The sequence below is a fragment of the Neobacillus pocheonensis genome (assembly GCF_050477905.1).
Taxonomy (GTDB): Bacteria; Bacillota; Bacilli; order Bacillales; family Cytobacillaceae; genus Neobacillus; species Neobacillus pocheonensis_A.
In genome coordinates this window covers 18,060-39,609 of sequence record NZ_JBCNAD010000060.1, presented here as the reverse complement: position 1 = coordinate 39,609, position 21,550 = coordinate 18,060, and the positions used below count along the sequence as shown (strand labels likewise).

22 protein-coding genes and 1 pseudogene are annotated in these 21,550 nt (G+C 39.2%); 8 read left to right on the top strand and 15 right to left on the bottom strand.

Features of this window, described 5'->3' with window-relative positions; genetic code table 11:
- Positions 1-144 precede the first annotated feature (144 nt).
- From ABES02_RS26500 to ABES02_RS26480, 5 genes are all read right to left on the bottom strand, one after another.
- Positions 145-1,587: a L,D-transpeptidase family protein gene (locus ABES02_RS26500; RefSeq protein WP_430140750.1), complete on the bottom strand. Its 1,443-nt coding sequence runs from the start codon at positions 1,585-1,587 to the stop codon at positions 145-147.
- Positions 1,588-2,033: 446 nt separating this feature from the next.
- Positions 2,034-2,936, bottom strand: a complete 903-nt coding sequence (locus ABES02_RS26495; protein ID WP_430140749.1) for a DMT family transporter — start codon at positions 2,934-2,936, stop codon at positions 2,034-2,036.
- 474 nt (positions 2,937-3,410) lie between these two features.
- Positions 3,411-3,566 carry a hypothetical protein gene (locus ABES02_RS26490; protein WP_430140748.1) on the bottom strand — a complete coding sequence of 52 codons (156 nt, stop codon included), beginning with the start codon at positions 3,564-3,566 and terminating at the stop codon, positions 3,411-3,413.
- Positions 3,567-3,647: 81 nt separating this feature from the next.
- Positions 3,648-4,103: a CBS domain-containing protein gene (locus ABES02_RS26485; protein WP_430140747.1), complete on the bottom strand. Its 456-nt coding sequence runs from the start codon at positions 4,101-4,103 to the stop codon at positions 3,648-3,650.
- A 138-nt stretch (positions 4,104-4,241) separates the two neighbouring features.
- Positions 4,242-4,862: a TetR/AcrR family transcriptional regulator gene (locus ABES02_RS26480; protein ID WP_430140746.1), complete on the bottom strand. Its 621-nt coding sequence runs from the start codon at positions 4,860-4,862 to the stop codon at positions 4,242-4,244.
- A 287-nt stretch (positions 4,863-5,149) separates the two neighbouring features.
- On the opposite strand from ABES02_RS26480, the gene ABES02_RS26475 reads away from it, so the two are divergent.
- The 3 genes from ABES02_RS26475 (at position 5,150) to ABES02_RS26465 (ending at position 8,138) form a co-directional block, all read left to right on the top strand.
- Positions 5,150-5,803, top strand: a complete 654-nt coding sequence (locus tag ABES02_RS26475; protein ID WP_430140745.1) for an HlyD family secretion protein — start codon at positions 5,150-5,152, stop codon at positions 5,801-5,803.
- A 299-nt stretch (positions 5,804-6,102) separates the two neighbouring features.
- Positions 6,103-7,659: a DHA2 family efflux MFS transporter permease subunit gene (locus tag ABES02_RS26470; protein ID WP_430140760.1), complete on the top strand. Its 1,557-nt coding sequence runs from the start codon at positions 6,103-6,105 to the stop codon at positions 7,657-7,659.
- A gap of 80 nt (positions 7,660-7,739) precedes the next feature.
- Positions 7,740-8,138, top strand: a complete 399-nt coding sequence (locus ABES02_RS26465; protein WP_430140744.1) for a DoxX family protein — start codon at positions 7,740-7,742, stop codon at positions 8,136-8,138.
- A gap of 597 nt (positions 8,139-8,735) precedes the next feature.
- Here ABES02_RS26465 and ABES02_RS26460 read toward each other — a convergent pair.
- The 9 genes and pseudogenes from ABES02_RS26460 to ABES02_RS26420 form a co-directional block, all read right to left on the bottom strand.
- On the bottom strand, positions 8,736-9,197 hold the full coding sequence (locus tag ABES02_RS26460; RefSeq protein ID WP_430140743.1) for a CoxG family protein: 462 nt from the start codon (positions 9,195-9,197) through the stop codon (positions 8,736-8,738).
- 228 nt (positions 9,198-9,425) lie between these two features.
- Positions 9,426-10,235 (bottom strand): annotated as a pseudogene (locus ABES02_RS26455) (MFS transporter); the annotation flags it as partial.
- A gap of 139 nt (positions 10,236-10,374) precedes the next feature.
- Positions 10,375-10,518, bottom strand: coding sequence for a helix-turn-helix domain-containing protein (locus ABES02_RS26450; RefSeq protein WP_430140759.1), 144 nt, complete (start codon positions 10,516-10,518; stop codon positions 10,375-10,377).
- 11 nt (positions 10,519-10,529) lie between these two features.
- The gene (locus ABES02_RS26445; protein WP_430140742.1) at positions 10,530-10,706 is read right to left on the bottom strand and encodes a hypothetical protein; all 177 of its coding nucleotides are present in this window, start codon (positions 10,704-10,706) and stop codon (positions 10,530-10,532) included.
- Positions 10,703-11,464 (bottom strand): IclR family transcriptional regulator, encoded by a 762-nt coding sequence (locus tag ABES02_RS26440; protein ID WP_218350276.1) that lies wholly within the window; start codon positions 11,462-11,464, stop codon positions 10,703-10,705. Before ABES02_RS26440 ends, ABES02_RS26445 begins: the two co-directional genes overlap by 4 nt.
- A 51-nt stretch (positions 11,465-11,515) precedes the next feature.
- Positions 11,516-12,859, bottom strand: coding sequence for an MFS transporter (locus ABES02_RS26435; protein WP_430140741.1), 1,344 nt, complete (start codon positions 12,857-12,859; stop codon positions 11,516-11,518).
- 414 nt (positions 12,860-13,273) lie between these two features.
- Positions 13,274-13,510: a CDGSH iron-sulfur domain-containing protein gene (locus tag ABES02_RS26430; RefSeq protein WP_430140740.1), complete on the bottom strand. Its 237-nt coding sequence runs from the start codon at positions 13,508-13,510 to the stop codon at positions 13,274-13,276.
- 47 nt (positions 13,511-13,557) lie between these two features.
- Positions 13,558-13,914, bottom strand: coding sequence for a cupin domain-containing protein (locus ABES02_RS26425; RefSeq protein WP_430140739.1), 357 nt, complete (start codon positions 13,912-13,914; stop codon positions 13,558-13,560).
- A gap of 39 nt (positions 13,915-13,953) precedes the next feature.
- The gene (locus ABES02_RS26420) at positions 13,954-14,436 is read right to left on the bottom strand and encodes a flavin reductase family protein (protein ID WP_430140738.1); all 483 of its coding nucleotides are present in this window, start codon (positions 14,434-14,436) and stop codon (positions 13,954-13,956) included.
- 773 nt (positions 14,437-15,209) lie between these two features.
- On the opposite strand from ABES02_RS26420, the gene ABES02_RS26415 reads away from it, so the two are divergent.
- Genes ABES02_RS26415 through dmpG form a run of 3 tightly spaced genes read left to right on the top strand, consistent with a single transcriptional unit; the run spans position 15,210 to position 17,968 of the window.
- Complete coding sequence (locus tag ABES02_RS26415) at positions 15,210-16,007, top strand: IclR family transcriptional regulator (RefSeq protein ID WP_430140737.1); 798 nt, start codon at positions 15,210-15,212, stop codon at positions 16,005-16,007.
- Between the two features lie 26 nt (positions 16,008-16,033).
- Positions 16,034-16,924, top strand: a complete 891-nt coding sequence (locus ABES02_RS26410; RefSeq protein WP_430140736.1) for an acetaldehyde dehydrogenase (acetylating) — start codon at positions 16,034-16,036, stop codon at positions 16,922-16,924.
- 18 nt (positions 16,925-16,942) lie between these two features.
- Positions 16,943-17,968 carry a 4-hydroxy-2-oxovalerate aldolase gene (gene dmpG / locus ABES02_RS26405; RefSeq protein ID WP_430140735.1) on the top strand — a complete coding sequence of 342 codons (1,026 nt, stop codon included), beginning with the start codon at positions 16,943-16,945 and terminating at the stop codon, positions 17,966-17,968.
- Positions 17,969-18,155: 187 nt separating this feature from the next.
- Here the strand turns inward: dmpG and ABES02_RS26400 are convergent, their stop codons facing one another.
- Complete coding sequence (locus tag ABES02_RS26400; protein WP_430140734.1) at positions 18,156-18,668, bottom strand: flavin reductase family protein; 513 nt, start codon at positions 18,666-18,668, stop codon at positions 18,156-18,158.
- 267 nt (positions 18,669-18,935) lie between these two features.
- On the opposite strand from ABES02_RS26400, the gene ABES02_RS26395 reads away from it, so the two are divergent.
- Together ABES02_RS26395 and ABES02_RS26390 are read left to right on the top strand one after the other, a co-directional pair.
- Positions 18,936-19,712: an IclR family transcriptional regulator gene (locus ABES02_RS26395; protein WP_430140733.1), complete on the top strand. Its 777-nt coding sequence runs from the start codon at positions 18,936-18,938 to the stop codon at positions 19,710-19,712.
- 316 nt (positions 19,713-20,028) lie between these two features.
- Positions 20,029-21,525, top strand: a complete 1,497-nt coding sequence (locus ABES02_RS26390; protein ID WP_430140732.1) for a 4-hydroxyphenylacetate 3-hydroxylase family protein — start codon at positions 20,029-20,031, stop codon at positions 21,523-21,525.
- The last annotated feature ends 25 nt before the right edge of the window (positions 21,526-21,550 follow it).

Below are 21,550 nucleotides of genomic sequence, written 5' to 3'. Positions count from 1 at the left end.
GCTAACAAAAGAGCAACCCTCAAAAATGGTTGCTCTTTATAGCTAATTTGAGAATAATTTTTGTTTTTCGAGACGACAACTGCGGGACTAGACACTTGGAAAAACTCCGAAATTATTGATACTTTTGGGATAGTCTCCTATTTCTTAATAAACCACAACCGGCTCATTGGCGCTGAGATTATCATACACTTTTTTCATAATGCTTGGCGGAGTGTTGACACAGCCGTGCGATCCTGCTGTAAGATAGGCTTTACTTCCCCAATTGCCTCGCCAGCTGGCATCGTGGAACCCTTGGCCATCATTTGTAAAAGGAGCCCAATAATTAACATCTACCTGATAAGTGATTTTGCCGTTTTCTCTGCCCGTTAGCACGGCAGGTGTCTGCTTATAGAGAATATACCACACTCCTGGTGAAGTATCATGATGAGTACTGTGTGTACCAGTAACAACATTCGTTGTGACAACTAATTTTCCATTTTTGTAAATCCAAATTCGCTGCTCTGCAATGGAGACCTCTGCATACGAATCGCCAATACCATTGTTCGTAATCGCTTCATATCCATACCCTTCACCTTTCCAGCCATTTCCGTAAATACTAGCGGCGGAAACCGATTTCTCCCCTTTTTCAATAGCTGCTTTAATCCTAGGTACTTCTTTTTCAACATCTATAGCCCAGCCGTAGTCTTTACCTTTCACCGATATCACCGAACCTGAATGGGTCTTGAAGGTGAAATTCTTATTTAATGTGGATTGGGAATTGTTGATCTCCGCAATTTTTTTCTTAATATCACCCTCATCATCAAGCTTAATCTGCAAATCTTTTGAAATAGAGGCATTTTTAATTAATTCGCCCGCTTTTAACGTAAAAACTTTATCCTGCACCTTATAATCGACGGTCTGAGCAAGGAATTCTTCCAGCTTTTTCTGCTGATTTTTTATAAACTCGCTGTCTTCTTTAATTGGCTGTATGTACACTGGATTGAGACGGATTTCACTAATATACTCAGTCTTTTCGTATACCTTCAATAGACTGGCGACATCAAACTGCTCTCCGCTAATGCTGTTAGCGACAACAATTTTGCCTTGTTCCAAACGAACCACCGCATCTTGTGGTGCTTTTAAACTCTTATTCATGGCTAACAGCTTTTCTTCCACTTGTTTTTTCAACGTCTGGTATCGATATTGATCCTGATTACTGGGCATCAATGAATAATCTTTTGCTTTTGAAGAAGGAAAAAAAGTCCTCTGGCTCTTTAATAATTTTTTGACATCGGTCAGATCCTTTTCCGTAAATCCCATCTTGGTGTCTTTTCCATTTAAAATCTGTTGATCCCTGACATATACTACATTTTTTAATACGGTTGTTTTTAATGTTTTTAGTGCCTGATCTGCCGTCATTCCACCGACTTTGATATTATTAATCTTGATTTCTGAATTGAAGTGGGTTGCCTGATAGTAGCTGCCTGCTACAATGAAGAGCACGATAATAAAGATGATACTTGCTGTAATAAACCTCCAGTTTGCATACCACTTAGCTGAATTTACGCGTTGTTTCTCAATTTCTTGAATATTTACCGTGCTTTCCATAAAGATTCCCCCCAGACCTGATAATCCAGCTATTAACATCTTATGGCTTAAATCAAATGACTTAGTGTCATATATTGCCTATATATGAAAATAGTAGTAAATCATACTACTATTTTACAAAATGTCTTGTTCGAACTTTGTCGGTTTTTGTGCTTGATTAAATTTTTATTTAGCTCTATAGGAGACGGTTCTGCTGGCATTTTTGGCACAAAGAAATGAACTGGACCACGAGAACCGTCCCTGCAAGTGTTAAAATAACCTTTAACTGGAGGTATACAAAAAATACCATAACAAGATGCAAAAAAGCCCTAATCCATTTAAAGAAAAGGGCTTTTGATTATTCTTATTAGGTAAGGGAAGGTGTGCAATTCCTGTGCGTTCGCCGTGAAATTAATATGTGACCCATTAAAACGAGGGTCACTTCTATGTTTTTTCTTTCAGAAGTATTAAACGCCCATTTTTCCTTGAATTACAACCTGTTCCGCAGCTTGCCTTTGCTTCTTATTTACAAGATAGATACTGGCCACGATAAGTACAATTCCTAAAATTAAGAGTTTTGTAAAAGGTTCATTCAAAAATACAGTCCCGATGACAACTGCGAGCATTGGAACTAAGAATGTAAATGTTGCCACAACACTCGCATCCCCTGTTTTCACAAGTATAACGTAGAGAATCCATGATAGCGCAATCCCTAGAATCGAACCAAATGAAAGACCCAATAAAAACGTATCATTCCAAACAATACAAGTCCACTTTTCAGACGAAAGTCCGGCAATCATCAAAACACATCCCCCAATTAAACACTGGAATGCCACCATCCAAAGCGAATCAACCGAGTGAGAATTTTTTTTGGTGTAAACAGTACCTAATGCCCAGGAAAGCGCGGATAATATGCCGAAAATAATGCCTAAAATTGAAACATGGCCGGAAAATCCTTCTGCACTTACAGAAATAACTCCAAGAAACCCAAGAATAAGTCCCAATACTTTAGGCAAGGTCATCGATTCGCCTAACCATAGCCATGCAAGCAGACCTACTAAAATAGGCTGAAAATAGACAATGACTGAAAATAAGCCTGATGGTACTAATTTAAGTCCCTCGGTTTGCAGCCCATAGAACATAGCAATATTTAGAGTGCCAGTTACGAGATATATTTTCCAATTCTTTCGCCATTGTATTCGGGAACGTGTTTTCCAAATGACAGCACCTAGGAGCACTCCGCCCAACAAACACCTCATTCCGGCAAAAAGCAAAGGAGGTGTATATACTAATGCAAGTTTATAAATTGGCCAAGAAACACCCCAAATAATAATTAAGCCTGCCATCATTAAAAACCATTTTATATTCATCAGATCTCTTCTCCCTCAGTTTAATTGAACTAACTGACTGACTCATAGACCTCGGACGTAAGAGCCTCTTATACTATCTGTTATTAAAAACCAACTTTAATAGAATACGCCCCAAAGTAAAATATTTCAATTAAGAAATCTTGGATAAATTTGCCCAGTCTAATAATGGAAAAATTTTTTCAGAGTAGCAACTGATTATAAACAAAGGCTCTGTTAAACGATATTGTTAATATTTTCATACTCTGTTGATTGGAGCGGAAGGCGCTCGACTCCTGCGGGAGTACGGGGCAGGGGAGACCCCACAGGCGCTTATGCGCCGAGGAGGCTCCCGGCACGCCCGCGGAAAGCGAGCGAATGGAGCGGAAATCAACAGCCAAATTAAACAGATCCTAAACAAAAAAAGTGCTAAATAAGAAAATTTAGCACTTTTTCTTGGTTTCTAAAAGAATATTGAAAGTAAAAACAAATGTAAAGCTATAATGGACCAATCCCATTGCCTTTTTCAGGATTTTCCTCTAGCTTCTCAGCAATACGGCCTGCCTCTGGAGAAGATGCACCAGATTTTTTATCAAAGTAAATCGCTATTCCAGCCAAAATAATAACAGGCGTAAATATATATACCCAAATCATATTGCCACCTCCATAAAGGAAAACACTTCTCGATCAATTTTAATATAAATTTCCAAATAAACAACTTTACTTTGTATTATTTTAAAGGAAAGTTCTGAAGGACAGTCTAATGACATCGCCTCGGCTAATGATTCCAACTAATACTCCGTTCCGTTCAACGGGAAGTTTTTTTATTTGTTTATTCCCTAAAATAGAAGCGATCGTTTCTATTTCTTCATCCCAGGACACTTTATAAACCTTTCTTTTGGCAATGCTCATCACATTTAATTCTAGCAGGTTTCGTATTTTTTGCTCAAAATCTTCATGGTCCCCCTTGATGACGAAAACGGATTGGAGGGGATCAAAAAAACGATACTGATGCTTGCCGATATACCGCATGATATCCCCATCGCTAATATAGCCCACAATTTCATTTCTTTCGTTGACTACTGGTAGTCCGCTGATACGATTTTCAATAAATTTTTCGATTACATTACGAACCGTGTCAGTTTCCTTCACTTTTATCACTGGGTTGATCATTATCTTATTAGCTTGCATCTATCTCCATCCTATTGTTTTCATTAAATCCAAAAAATCTTAGGGTTTTTCTCGTTCATTCTGCCATGTTATGCTTTAGCACGTTTCTATGAATATTGCTCTAATTTTAATATTAAGTCTTGTACATTTATCACAAGTTTATTTAGGCTCCTTATAAAAACCTTTTTTAAGTAATTCAATCTCCAGCAAAAAGGATTTCATAACATCATTAATATGCAGCTCTTTCGCAAAAGCATGTGCGAGATTTTGAAACGAAACGGCCATCAGGATTTTAAAGATGTGGTAGAGTTCTTCCTCATTCGATATGTTTAAATTATCGGTGTTAATTAAGTTGATAAGTTCAAAAAATTTGCTTTTTCTTCTTTCCTCATACATATTCTGAGTAAATGTTTTTTCGATTTTATAATTCATATTTAAAAAGGCATTTTTAAAATATTGTCGATTTTCTGGTTCGTCAAACATAACGAGAATGCCTTTGAACCAATCGACAATGGACTCAAATAAATCTCCATTGTTCATTTTGATGATGGCTATCATTCGCTCATAATTCCGTTGCGAATGGTCATGTAATAAAAAGAAGAATAAATCTTCTAAGTCTTCAAAATATTGATAGAAACTTCCCCTGGGTATGCCAGCATCCTTGATGATATTCGAGATGGATGCCTCATGTAAAGGGACCCTCGAAAACTCCTTCTTAGCAGCATTTATTAATGATCCTTGTTTTTCCTTTGTCAAATTAAAAAAGGTTTGCTTAGGCACATCAACGAACTCCTTTTGCAAAGTGATAGGATGTCATAATGAAACTTACAATTATGATAATATTCCTATATTTATTTGTCAATATTGCGTATGACAATATGTCATTTTAATTATTGACTCTAAGACATAGATTTTTTATAATTTATTTCTGAAAGTGCTGCATTTTATACATTATTAAATAAGGAAAGCAAAAGAAGGGAGAGCGTGATGGGTGGACAAATAATCAATTGGAGATCACGAAACCGCACTCTTTAAACTATATTCATCCATTAAGGGAGGAAAAATGAATGAGCACGAAAAAATTGCTCTTATTGAACATTATTATTCTGCTTATATTAGTAGGTGGGGGAGTCGGAGGATATGCCTACTATAATGGAGCAGTCAATTATTTATCGACAGAAAATGCCCAAATAGCAGGACAACAAGTAACCATAGCGGCTCCAGCCAATGGGAAATTGACCGATTGGGAAGGCAAACTCGGTGATCATTTTTCAAAGGATTCTAAGGTTGGAACCATTACAACAACAGATGCAGATGGTAAACCAATCGAAATGAACGTGACAATGCCAACTGACGGCACGATTGTTCAAAATAGTGGAGTCCAAAATTCATTTGTTGCAGCAGGTACACCACTAGCGAAAGAATATGATTTTAATAATCTTTGGGTAACAGCAAATATAGAGGAAACCAAAATTGACGAAGTGACAATCGGACAGGATGTCGATATCTATGTGGACGCTTTTCCAAACAACACGTTAAAAGGGAAAGTACAGCAAATCGGCTTAGCGACGGCGGGAACATTTTCTCTGTTACCAAGTTCAAATAATACAGGGAACTACACCAAAGTGACTCAAGTGATTCCGGTAAAAATTTCTATTGATGATAATAAAGGTGTTGCCATCGTTCCCGGTATGAACGTAACAGTACGGATTCATAAGTAGGTGATAACATGTTAATTTATATCACTGTTTATGTTATTTTAGGCCTTTTGCTGCTGCTTTTAATAAATTTCAATGTCATCAATAAAAAGAAGTCGATCAAATCACAAACAAAAATGATGAAGGAAGAGGTAATCGAAAAGGCTGCTCATTCTGAAATGAAGGATGAAGAGAATAAGCAAAATTTACCTCTGCCTAAAAACCAGGCTGAGGAGATTACCTCGCAGGAAGTGTTGAAAGAGTCCGCTAAGCGGGAAACCGAATTGGATTATGCACAGGAGGATGTTCAGCCGAAAGAAAGCATGCAAAAGCAGAAAAAACCATCGGATTCCGACACTGAAAAAGAATCGGGGACCGGAAAAATTCTTGTGGCATTAATGCTTGGTGCGTTTGTTGCCATTCTGAACCAAACCTTATTGAATGTAGCCATTCCGCATATTATGAATGATTTAGATATTTCAGCCAATACCGTACAATGGCTCTCAACAGGTTACATGTTAGTAAACGGAATTGCGATTCCTATAACGGCCTTTTTGATTGAGAAGTTTGGAACCAGAAAACTGTTCATTAGCGCCATTTTCTTATTTACATTGGGTTCGGTAGTTTGTTCAGTGTCAGCAAACTTTAGTATGCTCATGATTGGAAGGGTCATTCAGGCTTGCGGTGCAGGTATTATTATGCCCCTGTTAATGACTGTATTTTTTGCATTATTCCCTCCGGAAAAGCGCGGCAAGGCCATGGGGATTATGGGGATTGTCATGATATTCGCTCCTGCGATCGGTCCAACCTTATCCGGGTGGCTCATTGGCCATTTTTCATGGAGATTATTGTTCGATATTGTTATCCCGATTGGAGTTCTTGATTTAATTCTTAGCTTCATGTGGATGAAGGACGTTACTAAAGTAACGAATCCTAAATTTGATTTCTCAGGATTTTTATTTTCAACCCTTGGTTTCGGGTTCTTGTTATACGGATTCAGTGAAGCGGGCAATGACGGCTGGTCAAGTAAAACAGTGGTTATTTCCTTAATCATAGGAATTATTTCTTTAATCTGTTTTGTTTGGCGCGAACTGACGGCAGAAAAGCCAATGCTTGATTTACGGGTCTTTAAATATGATATTTTCGCCTTAACAACGATTATCAGTATGATTGTTAACATGGCTATGTTTGGCGCCATGATCTTACTTCCGATTTATTTGCAAAACATTCGAGGGTATACAGCATTACAATCAGGTCTGTTGATGCTACCTGGTGCCATCGTGATGGGCATTATGTCCCCTATCTCAGGAGCTCTTTTTGATAAAATCGGCGCAAGATGGCTAGCCGTCACTGGTTTAGCGATTACCGTACTTACCACATGGGGATTTACCAGTCTGAGTATGACAACCAGTTATGGCCATATAATGTTCCTATACGTGATGCGGATGTTTGGAATGTCCTTTATCATGATGACCGTCATGACAGAAGGGCTGAATCAGTTACCACGCCATCTTGGCTCTCACGGGACGGCTGCCTCCAATACAGCAAGGCAGGTAGCAGGAAGTATAGGGACCGCCTTCCTAGTTACAGTCATGACGACAAGACAAGGGTTCCATTATAGTGAGTATGGGGATGCAATCTCAAGTTCCAATTCTTTTATAGCCAGCAGTTTATCGCAGCTTGCTCAGGGTCTGTCAGTTTTCACGAACCTGCCGGTTTCAACAGGAAGAGAGCTTTCAACGTATTTAATTTACGGTCAAACCATGCAGCAAGCTACGATTGATGGGATTAATGATGCTTTTATTGTTGCTACCGGTATCGCATTTGTGGCATTAGTTCTTTCGTTCTTTATCAAACGGTCCCGGGTAAAACAACAGTAGACTACTATTAAGTTAAATGGGATATTTTGTTACGCGGCCTTCATAATGTTGGGCTATCGTCTTTGAAAGAAGGGGTAGGAATGGTTAATTTAGGGCTCTTGATTATTCGATTGGCTGTTGGAATGACGTTCGTAGGGCATGGATGCCAAAAATTATTCGGCTGGTTTGGCGGTCCAGGAGTGGTCAAGTTTGGTGAATTTTTAGGCTCGATTGGAATAAAGACTGGCGGTAAGACATGGGCGATTTTAGCAGGATTATTTGAATTGGCCGGCGGACTTCTATTTTCAGCGGGACTTCTCACCTGGCTGGGTGCAATCCTTATCATTATCGTCATGATTGATGCCATCTTCACCGTCCATGGCAAGAATGGCTTTTGGCTGACTGAGGGCGGTTTTGAATATAACTTTATTTTGATCGCTGTAGTCCTTGGAGTGGCGCTAATTGGACCGGGTGAGTACGTATTAATTTATAAGGCATAGAACGCCACAGGGACGGTTCTCGCGGTTCAAATGAGGAAAATTCGGCCGCTAGAACCGTCCCCATGGCATGAATATTCCCAAAGCCATTTGTGCGGAAATTACATAAAAATTTGTATAGGAAAATGCACCCCAAATTGTAGGAATACAACAGCCATGGTACCCCTACAATTTTACCCTCAATTTGATAGATAAAAAATTTGCTCTGAGTTATCATGGGGGTGGACTTATTTAGTTATAGGAAATATAAAACAATTAGAAGTTTGGTTTTTAAGAAAAGTTGTGAGAGTTTAGATATAGACTCTATTACATGGGGGTATAATTTGATATCAAAGGAATGAGAAGTTCTGCTTTGAAAAAACATGAGGTTTTTATTCCATTTGAAGTAATCGACACTAAGAGAAAATAGAAGTATTAAAAGATCTTGTTCGAATGCAGTATATGATTCTTTTAAGTCGATGAAGAGAAGCGGGAAGAGTCATGAATCAAGAACGTATTACTGGCTTCACTAAAGAGATATATCCTTCCTTACATACCATTTGGGACAGCCCTCCCAATCCTTAATTGCTTAATGGAAGGGGGGACTGTTCTTTTTTGGTGTTAAACACTAGTTCCAATGTTATTAAGCTCCTCCAATTTAGTGGAAATCGCAATGACCATATCCTTCGTACCTTTTGGAAGCTTCGATTTTACGACCGCATTCACCACCGGCCCCATTGCGCCACCTGCAGTGAGTTCAAGAAAGCCTGTTATCTTCGTTTTGTTTTTATCAATCGCCTCCGCTAGGAAGTATCCTTCGCCTGAAAGTCCTTCATTTACCCCCTTTAAATGAAAAGAAACCTTTGTCGGTTCAATCCATTCTTTTATGGTAACCATCAGACGAATCTTTTTCTTTATGAATCCAATGCTACTATAAAACTCCCAAGTGGACTGACGGTTCGTAAATTTTCGATGTTGAATATATCCAGGAATGAGAGGAGCCCAGTTATCCATAACCTTAACAAAATCCCAAACCTTATTAATCGGTAAATCCACCTCAACTTGATGCATTCCGGTTGGCATTCATTTGCCTTCTTTCCATTAAAAATAAGACCTTCCTATATTTATATGTTCCTTCCACTAAAGGGAGATTTGTCCTCTAAGGGCCAGGTGAAGGATATCTTTAAGTATTTTAATTAAGGCATTTTTGAATCCTGTTGGTCTTAGGGTGAATAGTGAATGCATTATTGTGGTTTCAATTACTTTGAAGAATTGAATGGGAAAAGAAAAGGAATCTGCATAAATCTTTCCGGCAGTATTATTAATAAATCCAACAGTTATTAAGCGAAGGTAAACTTTGTTTTTAAATAATTCAATATCAATAAATGGATATTTTGCTTTGGTCATTCGTGTCCTGAATAAGAAAAATAAAACGAATGAGAATACAAAAAGCCAGCTATTTATGTTTACCCCTAGTAAAAAGGTAGCGATCAATCCAAATAACAACAAAGCACCAAGAAAATCAAAGTGAAATACGTCATTTGAATAATGAGTTTCTTCTTTTGGCATAAATTTCATCAGTAATGCAATACCAACAATGGAAATGACCATAATTAAGAATAGATAAGGCCAACCAAGTATATCATTAATTGCTCCACCAACTAGTGACCCCATACCAACAGCTAAAGCGATAGAAGAACTGATCATTGCTAATGCTCGAGGTTTTTCATCAGGAGTATATATTCTTGCTACAGTAACCATGGCGAGCGCAACAAAAGCAGATCCTCCACTAGCTTGTAGAAGCCTTGCAAAGATAACAACAACAAATGATTGATTGCTAAAACCTATGATGGAACCGAATATAAACAATATGATTGAAATGATAAATAGTTTTTTTACACGAAAACGATCAGCTAGTTTTCCATAAATCATAGAGCCAATAGCAGTAACTAAGGCATAACCTACTGTAATCCAACTTACTTTTGAATGACTAATTGATAAATCTTTTGCAATATCCTCAAGAGCTACATTAAATAAGACCGCATTCATCGTTCCTAATAGAACGACAAAACATAATGAATAAATTAACCATTTTAAGTTATTTGTTACCGTACTCCAAATTTCCACACCTCTCAATTAAATAGTTTTAATACTTTCAAACTATTGATTATATTTAAAGGCTTTTTGGCACTTATAATGTGTCCAAAAAACCTGGGATAAATTCGTTAAAAGTATCCTCCTTTATGGTGATTTTTTTATATTAACCTTGCCGAGTTAAGTCAATAAGGTCAGCTTCTTGCAAAATTTTGAGATGATAGGAACGATTGGACTTATTTAAGTTAAGAGTTTCCGTCATCTCACTACATGTAGGTTTCGAAGTATGATGATAAAGAAAACGAAGAATTTCTATTCGTTTTACTTCCGATAGTTTTTGGGATCATTACATAGAATTACGATTTCTTGTACCAGAACCCAAAAAACGCAGTAGACTGATAGCGGTCTGCTACGTTTTTTGTTTTCTCGAATCCATTTTAAGGCTGGTACATCATAAATAAGCCTTTTGTCAATGGCAGCTTTTTGGTCCTTCTTCATCTAATTTCTTCCAAATGACTCTCGATGGTTATAGCCAATTCTACAAGGCGTTTACCAAAATAGTCCATACGTTCCTCTGTCACCCGACTAGACGGAGCCCCAAGACCAATGGCTGCAATGACCGAACCGTCGTTGGATTTTAATGGAGCTGCGACAGTGCAAGCACCGGATTGACGCTGTTCTTTATCTATGGCGAAGCCCCGCTGACGAACTTCGGCCAGACAAGTTTCGGCTTCGGCGATTTTATCATCAGATCCGTGCTCGGTTACGAACATGGGCATTGCCTTAAATAATTGAAGTCTAGTTTCCGAAGGTAACCAAGCAATGAGACACTTGCCCAAAGAGGACGAGTATGCAGGGACCCGCTCGCCGATAGTAACACGGGATTGAACCAAGTGACGGGATGGAATCCAATCAATGTAAATCACGTCGCTCCCATCAAGGATGCCGATGGCCGCAGTTTCTCCATTTTCCGTGGCGAATTCCTGAAGAAAAGGCTTTGCTAACTCTCTAACCCGCAATTGAATGACGGCCGTCTGGCCCCATTCGAAGAGACGGATTCCTGGTTGATAACGATTAGTTTGAGGGTCTTTGACTACTACCCCCGAAGCTTGCATGGCCTGTAATAAGCGGTGAACCGTACTGTTAGCTAGACCGGTTTCGCGAGCAAGGTCGTAAACACCTGCTGATCTGAACTTAACAAGATGTTCGAGCAGCATAAAGGCACGATCAATCGATTGAACTTTTGATTCCTGCATTCCAATATACAACTCCTTCATTCCGTATTACGGAATTACGAGTTGATTGTATCACCGTTTCATCGTACTGTCAAACTCTCTGAACCTTTCTAAACTTATTCTTTCCTCTTCCGATGATACACTGTTAGTGACTTTTGCCTTCCTATTTCCGACAATTAAAATGATTATTCCTGTTAACAAAATCGAACTGCTAATAAGTAAAAAAGCGCCTGTAAAACCGCCCGTCACATCCCTGATTTTCCCTATAACCTGTGGCATAATAAATGAACCCGTATTTCCAATTAAGCTTATGGCTGCTACAGCAGAAGTAGCCGATATGCCTGAAAATAATTTGGTGGGAATCGTCCAAAACACCGCAAGTAAAGAATAAAAGCCAATACTACCTACTGTAAGTGCGCAAATTAACAATAGGGGGGATTGAAGCATCGCTCCAACAAACCAACCTACCGAACAAATCACTGCCGCTATGAACGCATGCCATATTCTCTCATAGGTTTTATCCGAGTGTCTTCCCCAAAAATACATGGCGATTGCACCAATAAATGGGGGTATAGCTGAGACGAATGCAACCATGGAGTCTTCGAGATGAAGACCTTTGATAATCTGCGGCATCCAAAAGGCGTTTCCAGTGCTCAGCGTTTGTATACCGAAGTAAGCCAAACCAAAAAACAAGACCGTTGGATTTGTGAACGCTTTCAAAAAACCTATTTTGTACTCCGATTTACAATCCTTTGATTTTTCCCCCAAATTATTTTGCAATATTTCTTTTTCTTCATGGGTCAACCATTTCGCATCGAATGGACGATCAGAAAGATAAAAATAAACAACCACGCCAAGTAAAACAGATGGGATTCCTTCTAATAAAAAGAGCCATTTCCACCCAGCTACCCCTAATACTCCATCCAATTTGAGAACCACTCCAGATAACAACGAACCGAGCGTAGATACAATCGGAGCCCCGAGGAAGAATATACCGTTAATTCTAGCGCGGTGGGTTTCCGGAAACCAATGCGTTAAAAAGATGAGGACTCCGGGCGTAAAACCCGCTTCGGCAACACCGAGCAAAAATCGCAATACGGTCAAGCTTGAGCTGCTTTGAACAAACATCGTACAAGTAGAAACCACTCCCCATACAATCATGATGGTAGTTAGCCACCGACGCGTACCTAATTTATTTAATAAAGTTAAATTCGGAATCTCAAAGAGAATATATCCTAAAAAATAAAGTCCTGCTGCGAATCCATACATCTGAGCGGTAAGCCCAAGGTCTTTATTCATAGATAGCGAAGCAAAACCAATATTGGCCCGATCCAACCCAGCGAAAAAATAAACGATCAGCACCAACCAAACATAGCGCCTGAAAACTTTCTTTATTACAAAATCTCTTGTAATCATTGCTTCCCGCCTCCCTATGATATTCGTCACATTAATCCTGCACATATAGCCCTTTTTCTGTAAAAATCTTGTTGAACATCATTATCACTCGTTTTTCTATTAAGCAATAGCAAAGTGGACTTAACGCTGTTTCGCGATCCGTTCGCCTTTTGCAATATAGACAAGGCCGGAGGATAAAGTACAAGGAGCAACTTAGCAATCCATTCAGCATTAGAGATATTGGTTTTTTCGTCTTTGGATGCTTGCATCATAACATACAACATTGGACATCCGTATTTATGAACATTCATTTCAACGCAGCTACAAGTAACTGATTGCATACACCTTCGCTCCCATCGATTAGAGCTTTAATTGATGGTTTCACTTGGAAGAGCTATCACGCTGATGTACATTGAACGAATCCTTAACGATGCACTAAATCCTGCTTTCATTCTGAGATGATTCGATTAAGCCATTTACCCGTGGACAGCTATTAAACCTGGCTAACCGATGCATTCCGTCACAGAATGGGGCATTTTGGGACTTGCTGCAGCGGCATAGTGTAAACTGCCCGCGGGTTTCAAAACGGTTTCCTTCTGCGTCAAGAAGTTCAATTGAACCTATAACATGAAGGGGACCCTTATCTAAAATCTTAATAGTCGTAGACGACATAGGTCACATCTCCCTAAATATAATTTTTTTATGCTCGCATAGAAAACCTAGCGATTTCGTGGCGGATCATAAATAGTAATAAAAAGCAAATCAACGTCCCCCACGTTTTCAATCGAATGTATGACTCCGAATGGAATCTTAACGACTGAACCAGGACCAACTTCCCACCGTTTGTCTATTATAGTAACTACGCCTTCCCCTTCAATAAAGTAGAAAGAATGGTTATCATAATCGATATGAACGGGGGAAAATCCTCCTGGAGCCACACGTACCAAATCCACACTATAAGCATCGGTATACTCTTTCCCAATAATCCCGAATTTAAATTCAAACCCTTGCGAACCCTCGACTTGAAAGGGCTTCCATTCAAGATTATTAACAGATAAGACACTTCTCATTTTCATCCATCCCTCCGAGATAATAAGCAACTTGTTAACGGAATATTAGGGTTGAGGCACGAGCCTTTCACCCAACTGATGAAACCTTCCACGACTACAAACCAACGGCTTCTCATCGGTACGACGAATTTGAAGAACTTCTCCCACAAAGATGGTATGGTCCCCTCCATCGTATTCAGCCCACTTACGACATGCAAAGAATCCTAATGACTCGTTTAAAACGGGACATCCTTCAACCCATTCATAGCTCGGCAAAATCTTTTCAGCGTTTCGCCCGGCGAAATAGTTGGCTAACGCAGCTTGTGATTCCATAAGCACATTAACTCCAAATCTGTCCGAATACTGAAGTAGACCGTGTGCACGCGCGGTCTTGGCAACACTGAACAGTACAAGCTGGGGATTGACCGAAACTGAAGCAAAGGAACTGGCGGTCATACCGTGCATGTCTGTGGCGTCTGGAATAGTAATAATTGTAACCCCTGTGGTGAATGATCTGAGTGCTTTACGAAATTCCTCAGCATCAATCATACATGAAACCTCCTTTTATACGAAGTCTTTTTATAAGAAGTCTTTTTATAAGAATGGTGTTATATATAGTTCATTGCCGCCACCTCCAATTCTTTTTCTGCTCAGAAATTCTCTGACAAGACAAACGCTTAAAACACGAGATTAATATTCCATTATGTAATCTATATGTCCCGTAATGTGGAATATGTTATCCATTTTATCACGATATTAACTACCGGTCAAGGCCTAGTGAGACGGTTCCTGCGGTACTGATGCAGAAACTTCAGGACAATTGCAAGTAATCTCTAAATCTTAGACATACTGATACTATTACTCTAAAAAAGGTGTGTAATTGGTATGGAAAAGGAAAATTTGTTCAAATGGAAGAACTATCAGAGTTTAACAAACAACAGGAGTCTGTTGATATGGATGCAATCATTCACGAATTGAACCAATCAAAGGCTATACCAGAAATAGAGTAATCCTATCCAAATTCCCTCTCTGAAATTTTTAACAATTAGGAGGGGAATTTCTTATTCCACCTTTTCGAGGCGTTGGGCAAAAACACCCATATTGGGTGTTAAACTTGTGTGTTGATTTCCGCTCCAGGTGCGAGCTGTTCGCAGGCGGTACGGGTAATCCAGGGCAGATCCAGCCGTTTTTCAAGCATTTTTTTGCAATAGGGTTAAAAATTCAGAATTTTATTGACAGTTAGTGATGACATCCTTTACTATTAATTTATACTTAAATATTTACGAATGACATTCGGTAATGCCGGATGCAGGAGGTGGAAAATGGCAGAACGCCTAATTCAATCTATAGAACGAGCAGCAGACATCCTCGAATTGTTTTTGGCTTTTGATCAGGAACTGAGTGTAAAGGACATAAGCGATAAACTTGGCTTATCAAAAAGTACCGTTCACGGTATTATGAAGACCCTTGAATATCGAGGATATTTGCAGCAAAACAAAGATGATTTGAAATACAGGCTTGGCCTGAAGCTATTTGAACTTGGAAACAGGGTTAGTCATCAATTTGATCTTGGAAAAATTGCACGCCCCACCATTAAGGAACTTGTCGATGAACTAAAGGAAACCGTACACCTAGTTGTCTTTGAACAGGGAGAAGTTATTTACATTGAAAAGTTAGACGGTCCACGGGCATTAAGAATTTACTCTCATGTTGGGAAGCGTGCTCCGATTTATTGTACAGGGGTAGGAAAGGCAATTCTAGCTTTTCAAGAGGAAGAGGAAATGGAAAGGCTTCTCTTAAACTCTGATTTGGAACCATATACAGAGTACACGATTACAGATAAAAAAAAGATGAAAACACATTTACACATTATTCGGGAACAGGGCTACTCCATTGATGATGAGGAAATAGAATTAGGACTTAAGTGTGTGGCCGCGCCGATATTTGATCATCACGGACAGGTGATAGGGGCGATTAGCTGCGCAGCTCCTAAAGTGAGAATGGATGAAGTAAGACTTGCTGAAGTCATTAAGCAAATTAAGCAGGCTGCTGCAAGTATTTCTCAGCGCATGGGTTACAAAATCAAATCCACATGTGTAGGTTTGGATACAAATAAATAGTGGGTCATACAAAGGAGGAGAATATTTTGTCAAAAGTAAAAGTCGCCATTTTAGGTTCAGGAAATATTGGAACCGACCTCATGATTAAACTTAGACGTTCTGATGTTTTAGAGCTTACCGCTGTAATTGGGATTGATCCAGAATCGGATGGATTGCGCCGTGCAAGAGAATTGGGATATTTAGCAGTTGATACAGGTTTAAAGGGATTCCTTGAAGATCATTCAGATTTAGCGGATATCGTGTTTGATGCTACCTCAGCAAAGGCCCATGCCCGTCATGCCAAAATGTTAAAAGAAGCTGGAATTAAAGCAATAGATATGACACCAGCGGCTCGGGGGCCATTCGTTGTGCCATCCGTAAATATGGGTTCGAATATCGAGGAAGAAAATATTAACTTGATTACCTGCGGTGGTCAGGCAACCATTCCGATGGTTCATGCGGTAAATCGCGTTAGTCCGGTAGAATATGCTGAAATTGTGGCTACGATTTCCAGCCGCAGTGCCGGTCCCGGAACACGGGCAAATATTGATGAATTTACGGAAACCACATCAAGAGGAATTGTAGAAGTAGGCGGGGCAAAGAAAGGAAAAGCCATCATTATTTTAAACCCGGCTGAACCTCCGATTTTGATGCGTGATACGGTTTATGCCCTCGTGGAAGATGGAACGATGGACGAAGCGAAAATCACTAAATCCATTAAAGAAATGGAAAAAGCAGTTCAATCTTATGTGCCTGGCTACCGAATTCGTACAGAACCTATTTTCGATGGGAATAAAGTAACCATTTTTATCGAGGTAGAAGGAGTTGGAGACTATTTGCCGAAATACTCCGGCAATCTTGATATTATGACAGCAGCAGGCGTAAAAGTAGCAGAAGAATTTGCGAAAAATCAATTAGCAAAAGAACTAGTTAAATAGAAAGGAGTCTTACATAAAATGAAAAATGCGCGGGATATTTATATCACAGAAGTGGCATTGCGTGATGGAAGTCATGCAATTGCCCATCAATTTACGGTTGATCAGGTTCTAAAAGTAGCAAAAGCGTTAAATGATGCTGGAGTTCCTTATATCGAGGTTGCCCATGGTGATGGCTTATCCGGATCCTCTTTACAATATGGTCTTTCTCGAACCAATGAAATGGAGTTAATTGAAGCAGCTGTATCTGTAGCCGATCAGGCCAAAATAGCTGTGCTTTTGATTCCGGGAATTGGTACAGTGAAGGAATTAAAAGAAGCGGCAAAATTAGGAGCGAAAATGGCGCGGATTGCTACACATGTGACGGAAGCGGATGTGGCTCCGCAGCATATCGTGGCTGCAAAAGAGCTGGGGATGGAAACCGTGGGATTTTTGATGATGTCCCATATGGCGCCCGTAGAAAAACTTGTAGAACAAGCAAAATTAATGGAAAGCTATGGCGCGGATACGGTGTATGTCGTGGATTCTGCTGGAGCATTGCTTCCTGAACAAGTCCGTGAGCGGATCCGTGCCTTGAAACAAAGTGTAGGAATCAATATTGGCTTCCATGGCCATAATAATTTGTCTCTTGCCATGGCCAATTCATTAGTTGCGATTGAAGAGGGAGCAACGCGTATCGATGGTAGTGTTCGTTGTCTAGGTGCGGGAGCAGGTAATACCCAAACAGAAGTACTTACTGCTGTGCTTGACCGGATGGGAATACAAACAGGAATCGATGTTTATAAAATGATGGACTTAGCAGAAGAAATTGTTGCGCCAATTCTAAAAACACCACAGGAGATTACTAGGGATGGTCTTGTTCTTGGGTATGCAGGTGTCTATTCAAGCTTCGCGCTCCACGCGAAACGGGCAGCAGCCAAGTTCGGCATCGATTCACGCGATATTTTAGTAGAATTAGGCAAACGCAAGGTAGTCGGCGGTCAGGAAGATATGATTGTTGATGTAGCCGCAGAAATTGCTAAAGTAAAGGCTGAAGCGCTACTATAATAAATAGAAGAATAAAATCAGATTTTACAAAAACATACGTATGCCAAGCGTTTTTTTATATGGGAAATATGGAACCTTTTTAACACTAGAGTGTTATATGGATAACAAGGGAAGCCAACCACCTATATGAAGGTCGTTGGCTTTTTTCTATTATACATGTATGGGGGCGATCTTAAATAAAGATCCTCTACACAGACTGTTTTGGACGATAAAACTCTTTAGGGATAGGGCCGAAAGTTCTATGGTGATACAACATTGGATCTTTCTCTTTATTGATCTGAAGGTCTGTCACTTCTCCAATGATTACTGTATGATCCCCTGCTTCAATGGCTTTAAATGTTTTACATTCAAATACCCCAAGAACACCGTCAATAATAGGCAATCCATTGCTCGAAAGTTTCCAATCGCATGTACTAAAACGGTCAGAGTGTTTAGTTGCAAAAGTTTTACAAAGTTCTACCTGTTCTTCTGCCAATACATGAATAGCAAATTTCCCACTTTCTTTAAATTCCTCAAGTAAGGAAGATCTGTGATCTATAGACCATAAAACCAATAGTGGATCAAGCGAAACAGAAGCAAATGAATTTACTGTAAGCCCCACTGGTGTTCCATCTTCTTTTTTGGTTGTTACGATTGTTACTCCTGTGGGGTAGTTTCCCATAATTTGTTTGAATAAATCTTGATTCGTTTCTTTTTGCATGTATTCATTCTCCTTTTCTTTTAAAATGGATCGTATGTTTACTATCATAAACAGAATATTTGAAAATTTAAGCCTCCACGTTCAACATTATGAAATTTCATGAAATTTTTTTGATAAGGAAAAAGAAATGTAAGTTTCTACTATATTAATATTTGTAATGAGAGATATTCTATTTTATGATTATAATGCGATTTTTTTGAATTTTACGAAATGTTGATTCCCTACTATTTATTTAAGAAGGTTTGAATTAAGGAGAGTGAGTTAATATTGATTAATTCAGTAAGTAGAGCATGTCAAATTTTAAGTTGTTTTACGCAGGATGAACCTGTGTTAGGAAATGCAGAGATTGCAGAAAAGCTGGGATTAAGCACAAGTACCACACATCACCTTATTACAACCCTTTGCAAAGAGGGGGTTTTAATGAGAGATGTAGACAAAAAGTATAGACTAGGCTGGAAGATACTTGAATGGAATAATCATGTGATGTTTCAGCAAGATTTTTATGATAAAGCGATGCCATTAGTAAAGGAATTAATAGTGAGATTTAAAGGGACAGCGCATATTTCCATGTTTGATGAGGGAGATGTAGTCCATGTGTTAAGAATCAATTCCGAAGATTTAGACTCTGTTCCAACGTATCTCGGGGCAAGAAGGCCAGCCTATTGTACAAGTGCAGGGAAAGCATTACTTGCTTACAATAACGCTTATCTTCAAAAAACAATCGAAAAAGGATTAACAAGACAAGGGCCGAATACCATTACCGATGTTAAGCTGCTTGAGAGGGATTTGAAGTCTGTTCGCGAACAAGGTTACGCCATAAGCGATAATGAAAATGATACACGCACGTATGCCATCGCCGCTCCAATTTTCTCTTATTCAGGGGAAACGATTGCTTCCGTTAATTTAGTTGGCCCCATAAGCTATATGAATGGGCTTCATCGTGACCACATTATTCGAAGTGTTGTGAATACTGCTAAAGCCATTTCCCGAGAGCTAGGCTATATTGAGTTAAAAAGTGCCAATAAGAAATATGCCAAAAGATAATTCTATTTAAGTTTGGATTTTTAAAAATTCCCTAAATTTTCATAAAAATTTCACTATTTTAAATCCTGTGATCGAAGTAAATTGTTTTTTTTAGTATTGTGATAAACAGATAGTAAAGATTGGAGGATTGAAGGACTTAAAGATTAACAGGTTTGTAAACGTTAATATTTATTTTTAGGTCTTATGAATGCGCTTTCTGTCCGTTTCGTGACAAAGGAAACAGATCCAACTGTCTAAGGAAATTTTATAACGCAAATACTTCGAAACAGGAAGAATAAATTTAGCGAAATTTTATGAAATTTGGAGGGAATAACGAATGGGTATCAGAACAGGAGAACAATATATTAACGGATTAAAATCACGTACACCGGAGATCTGGCTTCGCGGCGAAAGAATCACAGATGTGGTGAACCATCCAGTATTCGAACAGCCAATTAAAGAAATTGCTAGGTTGTTTGATTTACAGCATGACCCTGAATACCAAGATAAAATTACACATATTTGCGATGAGACTGGCGAACGGGTGAATAATGGGTATCTTATTCCAAGAAATGGGGAGGATCTTAAAGCACGCCGGCAGCTGTTTGAAGTATGGGCTGAATCTACTTTTGGCTTGATGGGCAGAACACCAGATTTCCTTAGTATTGTTGTGACCTCCATGGCAACAAACGATTGGTTTTACCGTCAGTATGGAGAACAGTACGGCGATAATATCATTAACTATTACCGCTATATTAGAGATAATGACTTGTTCTTGACGCATGCTATCGTAAATCCACAGAATGACCGCAGTAAGGCTTCGTTTGAGCAAAATGATGAGTTTACTCACCTTGGGGTAGTAAAAGAAACGGAAGATGGTTTAATTGTACGCGGTGCTAAAATGTTAGCAACTCTTGCACCTATTACAGATGAAGTAATCGTTTATTCTTATCCGGGATTTAAGCCGGGCGATGACAAGTATGCGATTTCGTTTGCACTTCCACTTGACACTCCTGGATTGTGTATTTATTGCCGCGAAGAGATGCAAGATGGAAAACGTTCTACTTGGGACCATCCATTAGCATCGCGTTTTGAGGAAATGGATGCCATTTTAGTATTTAATGATGTCCTCGTACCATGGGAACGAGTGTTTATTAATCAAAATGTAGAAGCTGCAAATTTACTTTATCCTAAAACAGGTGTAAACCTTCAGCCATCCCATCAGTCTGCCGTTAGAGGATTGTGCAAGCTTTCCTTTGTAACAGATGTGGCCTGTTCTGTAGCAGATGCCATTGGTGTAGATGGATTCTTGAATGTACAAAATCAATTATCTGAACTGATTCAGGGTGTAGAGACCATCCGAGCTTTGGCGCGAATTGCTGAGTATGAATATACAATTACAGACCATGGTGAGGTTTTACCAAATATTGTACCACTTGAAACTATTCGCGGATTGCTTCCAAAAATGTACCCAAGAGCCATTGAAATTCTGCAGACTGTTGCCGCAGGCGGACTTTTAATGTCACCAACTGGTGCAGATTTTGTCAACCCAGAAATAATGGAGAACATGGAGAAATATTATGTCGGCCGTTCAGGTGTATCTTCGGAAAAACGAGTTCGTTTATTCAAATTAGCATGGGATTTATGCGGAGAGGCATTTGGGCAAAGGTTATTACAATATGAACGTTATTATTCGGGCGACCCTGTCCGTAAAATGGGAATGTTCTATAATGTGCATAAGAAAAACAATCCTTCCTATCCCCGCGTAGAACGGGCATTGGAAGAATCTCTGCTTATGTCCGAGGAATATAAGACCAAAGTGCAAAATGTGTAAAAAAACACCATGATGAGGAGTAATC